Source organism: bacterium (assembly GCA_021372775.1).
Taxonomy (GTDB): domain Bacteria; phylum Acidobacteriota; class Polarisedimenticolia; order J045; family J045; genus JAJFTU01.
The window spans coordinates 1-4,462 of the sequence record JAJFTU010000398.1 but is presented as its reverse complement, the minus strand read 5'-3'; the positions used below and the strand labels follow the sequence as shown (position 1 = coordinate 4,462).

The 4,462-nt window shown below is 76.4% G+C and carries 6 protein-coding genes; 3 read left to right on the top strand and 3 right to left on the bottom strand.

The annotated features are described in order from the left end of the window. A partial coding sequence (locus tag LLG88_13350; protein MCE5247893.1) for a hypothetical protein occupies positions 1–315 on the bottom strand: 315 nt, incomplete at its 3' end. 11 nt (positions 316–326) lie between these two features. Further along, on the bottom strand, positions 327–1,505 hold the full coding sequence (locus tag LLG88_13345; GenBank protein MCE5247892.1) for a PDZ domain-containing protein: 1,179 nt from the start codon (positions 1,503–1,505) through the stop codon (positions 327–329). Between the two features lie 81 nt (positions 1,506–1,586). On the opposite strand from LLG88_13345, the gene hypC reads away from it, so the two are divergent. The 3 genes from hypC to hypE are packed head-to-tail and all read left to right on the top strand — an operon-like array spanning position 1,587 to position 3,980. Continuing rightward, positions 1,587–1,838, top strand: a complete 252-nt coding sequence (hypC, locus tag LLG88_13340; GenBank protein MCE5247891.1) for a HypC/HybG/HupF family hydrogenase formation chaperone — start codon at positions 1,587–1,589, stop codon at positions 1,836–1,838. Continuing rightward, a complete protein-coding gene (gene hypD / locus LLG88_13335; GenBank protein ID MCE5247890.1) occupies positions 1,835–2,926 on the top strand; it encodes a hydrogenase formation protein HypD in 1,092 nt (363 codons plus the stop codon). Before hypC ends, hypD begins: the two co-directional genes overlap by 4 nt. A 22-nt stretch (positions 2,927–2,948) precedes the next feature. Next, positions 2,949–3,980: a hydrogenase expression/formation protein HypE gene (gene hypE / locus LLG88_13330; protein MCE5247889.1), complete on the top strand. Its 1,032-nt coding sequence runs from the start codon at positions 2,949–2,951 to the stop codon at positions 3,978–3,980. A gap of 101 nt (positions 3,981–4,081) precedes the next feature. On the opposite strand, the gene LLG88_13325 is transcribed toward hypE, so the two are convergent. Then, the coding region (locus LLG88_13325) for an AAA family ATPase (GenBank protein MCE5247888.1) at positions 4,082–4,462 on the bottom strand (381 nt) is incomplete at its 5' end.

Here is a 4,462-nt window from a genome sequence, read left to right as displayed (position 1 = left end):
GGAATCGGGCGCGAGATCGACCGCGCGGCGCGCGCTCTTCTCGGCGCAGTCGAGCTCGCCCCCCTCGAGGCAGACCTGCGAGAGGCTGAGCTGGACGTCGGCGGACGCGGGATCGGCCGCGGCGAGCGCCTCGAGGCCCTTGCGGGCTTCGTCGCGCCGCCCCGCGGCCGCCGCGTCGAGCGCGGCGAGATAGCGGGCGTAGTCGGCGCCGCGGCGCGGATGCGCCGCCTGGCCGGTCCGGACGTCGCCGGCCTGCGCTCCGCCGGACGCGGCGAGGGCCGCGGCGAAAAGGGCGAGAACGAGGCGGCGGGACATGGGACCCGATTCTACGCGCCCCGCCGGTCGCGCGGCGCGCCGTCGCCGCGGACGTACCGCAGCGCTTCCTCGAGCAGCAGGTCGCGGCGGTCCTCGCCCGAGGCGGAAGGCTGCACCGTCAGCGGCTTGTCCGGCTCGATCCCCTTGTCGGCCCACGCCGCCCCGGCCGCCGAGCGCAGTTCGCGCGTCGCGACCATCGCCGCGCCGCCGCGGGAGAGCGGGATCAGCTCGGGAAGGCCGCCCATCCCGTAGGTCGTGCGGCCGATGATCGCGGCCCCGGTCCGTTCCTTGAGCGCCAGCGCCAGCGCCTCGCCGATCCCCGCCGTCGTGCCGTCCACGAGGGCGACCACGCGCCGCCCCTCGGGGACCGCGCGCGGTTCCTGCGCCGCCGGGACGATCTCCTCCGCCCCGCCGCGGGGCACGATCCGCGCCGCCGGCGCGCCGGGCGCGAACAGCCCGACGACCTTGGCCAGCGCGTCGGTCTCGAGGCTCACCGCGCCGCGGAGATCGACGAGCAGGGTCGCCGAGCGGTCGGCCTGCAGCCGCCGCGCGAGATCGCGGCCGAGGGCCGCGGCGTCGATCCGCTCGACGTCGCCGAGGCGCAGGTGGACCACCGGCCCCTCGCGGCGTTCGAGCTCGTAGCCGGCGCCCTGCGGGGCCTCGAGGGCCACCTTCACTTGGCGCAGCTTGAAGTCCCGCCCGCCGAGGATCGTCAGGTCGAGCTGCCCGCCGACCGGTCCGGCCAGCTTCCGCCGGGCCATCGGCCAGGCCGTCTGGCGCGCCGGCTTGCCGCCGATCCGCCAGACCTGGTCCCCGACCTCGAGTCCGGCCTTGGCGGCCGGCGAGCCCGCGTCCACGCGGACGACGACGAGGCCGCCCCCGCCGGGCAGCGTCTCGAATCCGGGACGGCCGGGCGCGGGCGGCGCGGTCAGCGGCTTTTCCTCGCCGGCGGCGTAGTAGGCGCCGACCGCGTCGGTCGCCGCCATCCCGCGCATCGCCCCGTCGAGGAGCTGCGCCTCGTCCACCGGCTCGACGTAGTTCTCCCGCACCAGCGCCCAAACCTCGCGGAAGACGCCGAGGAAGCGGTAGGCGGCGCCCTTCTGTTCGACGGCCGCGGCGAAAATCGTCACCGACGCCGCGGCGAACAGCAGCGTCAGCAGGAGTCGGCGGGATCGGCTATTTCTCGGCATCTCGAGGACTAGAATATTTCCTAAGGCCTCCCCGGTCGACCTTTCGGCCTCATTTGGGAACGCCCGACGGAGAACGTTCCGATGTGCGTCGCCGTGCCGATGACGCTGCTTACGGTGTCCCCCGCCTCGCCCGACGGGGCGCGGGACGGGATCGTCGAGATCGGCGGCCTGCGCCGCAAGGTCCGGCTCGACCTGATCGAGGCCCCGCGGATCGGCGCGCGCCTGCTCGTCCACGCCGGCTTCGCCATCCAGCAGCTCGACGACGACGCGGCCGACGAGCTGACCACGCTCTTGGCCGAGATGCAGGCGGCCGCCGAGGGGACCGGCGCGTGAACGCCGACGAAGCGGTCCGCGCGCTCGCCGCGGCGATCGCCGCGGAGGCGGCGCGCGACCCGCGTCCCTTCGCCGTGATGCACGTCTGCGGCACGCACGAGCACACGATCGCCCGCGCCGGCCTCCGCGCCCTGCTGCCGCGCAACGTCGAGCTCCTCGCCGGGCCGGGCTGCCCGGTCTGCGTCACGCCGCAGGAGGAGATCGCGCGCGCCGCGGCGATCGCCCGCGCCGCCGACGCGACGCTGGCCACGTACGGAGACATGGTCCGCGTGCCGGCGTTCGGCACGAGCCTCGCCGAGGAGCGGGCCAAGGGGCTCGACCTCAAGGTCGTGCAGGGGCCGGCCGAGGCGGCGGGGCTCGCCGCCCGCGCCCCGAAGCGGCCGGTGATCTTCTTCTCTCCCGGCTTCGAGACAACCGCCGCGCCGGTGGCGGCGCTTCTCGCCGGCGCGCCGCCCGCGAACTTCTTCGTCCTCTCGGCGCACCGCCTCGTGCCGCCGGCGCTCGACGCGCTGCTCGGCGCGAAGCGGGCGCGCGCCGAGGCGCTGATCCTGCCGGGCCACGTCCTCACCGTGCGCGGCCTCGAGGAGTACCGCTTCCTTCCCGAGCGGCTCGGCTTCTCGGCCGTCGCCGCGGGGTTCGAGCCGCACGACGTCCTCGCCGCCGTCCTTTGGCTGCTGCGCCGCCGCGGCCGCGCGCCCGAGTTGGGGAACGTCTACGGCCGCGCGGTGCGGACCGAGGGGAACGAGCGGGCGCGCGCCCTGATGGACGCGGCTTTCGTCGCCGAGGACGCCGACTGGCGCGGGATCGGGACGCTGCCGCTCTCGGGGCTGGCGCTCGCGCCGGCCGCCGCGCCGCACGACGCGCTCCGCGCCTTCCCCGCCCCGCCGGCGCCGCCGCGCGGTCCGGCGCTGCCCGCCGGCTGCCGCTGCGGCGAGGTGCTGCTCGGCCGGATCGCGCCGGCCGACTGCCCGCTGTTCGGGACGGCCTGCACGCCGGAGCGGGCGGTCGGGCCGTGCATGGTCGGGGACGAAGGGACTTGCCGCGCGGCGTGGACGTGGCGCGGACTGGACGACGAGCCGCGGGGCTGACCGCGGGCGAGGGACGGACGGCATGGGCGGAGCGACGAACGACGCGGACGCGGTGGTCACGCTGGCGCACGGCGGCGGCGGACGGCGGCAACGGGAGTTGATCGAGGAGATCGTGCGTCCGCGCCTGTCGAACGCCTGGCTCGACCCGCTCGACGACGCGGCGCGGCTCGCCCTCGACGGCGCGCGCCTCGCCTTCACCGCCGACGCCTTCGCCGTCGATCCGATCTTCTTCCCCGGCGGCGACATCGGCTCGCTCGCCGTCAACGGCACGGTGAACGACCTCGCCGTCTCCGGCGCGCGGCCGCGCTTCCTTTCGCTGACGATGGTCCTCGAGGAAGGTGTGCCGCTGGCGACGCTCGGCGCGGTGCTCGACTCGGTCGCCGCCGCGGCGCGGCGCGCCGAGGTGTTCGTCGTCTGCGGCGACACGAAGGTCGTCGAGCGCGGACGCGCCGGGGGCGGGATGTTCCTCTCGACGTCGGGAATCGGCGAGCTGCTCGACGCGCCGCCGACCGGCGCGACGAGTTGCCGCGCGGGGGACGAGCTCGTCGTCTCCGGGCCGATCGGCGATCACGGCGCCGCGATCTTCGCCGCGCGCGAGGAGCTCGGCGGGATGGGCGGCGTGAAGTCCGACTGCGCGCCGGTCTCCGCCCTCGCCGCCGCGGCCTGCGACGGCTTCGGCGTCCGCTTCATGCGCGACCCGACGCGCGGCGGTCTGCTCGCGATCGCCCACGAGCTCGCCGGGTCGTGCGGGCTGACGGTCGAGCTGGACGACGCGCGGATTCCGGTGCGTCCCGAGACGCGCGGCCTGGCCGACGTGCTGGGGCTCGAAGCGTGGCGGCTGGCCTGCGAAGGGCGCGTCGTCGCCGTCGTGCCGGAGGGGCGCGGCGAGGAGCTGGCGGCCCGCTGGGGCGCGATGGAGGACGGCCGCGGGGCCGCGGCGTGCGGCCGCCTCGCGCCGCGCCGCCCGTCGGCGCCGGTGGTCCTGCGCGCCGCGACCGGCGTGCTCCGCCCGCTCGACTTCCCCGCCGACGATCCACTGCCCAGAATCTGCTGAAAGGCCCCGCGAGGGGTGCGGGGATCGGTCGCCCGGCCGGGACCGCCCCGCCGCCGCGCGATCCGGCGGGTCGCCGAAAGGCGACGCGGAAAGAGGCGCGGTCAGTCGCCGCCGTTCGGCGCGGGGAAGTCGTCCGCCAGCTTGAACTTGCGGATCTTGTAGCGCAGCGCGTCGCGGCTGACCCCGACGAGCCGCGCGGCGCGCGAGCGGTTCCCCTTCGCCCGCTCCAGCGCCTGCCGGACCAGCGACTCCTCGACCTGCTCCAGCACGACGCCCCGATCCGGCAACATGAACAGCGGCCCATCCTCGCCCGCCGCGGGGCGCGGCGCGGCGTGGGACCTGATCTCCGGCGGCAGGTCCTCGAGGTGCAGCACGTCGCGCGACTCGAGGATCATGATCCGCTCGACGACGTTGCGGAGCTCGCGGACGTTCCCCGGCCAGGCGTAGGCGCAGAGGGCGTCGAGCGCGCGGCGCGAGAACCC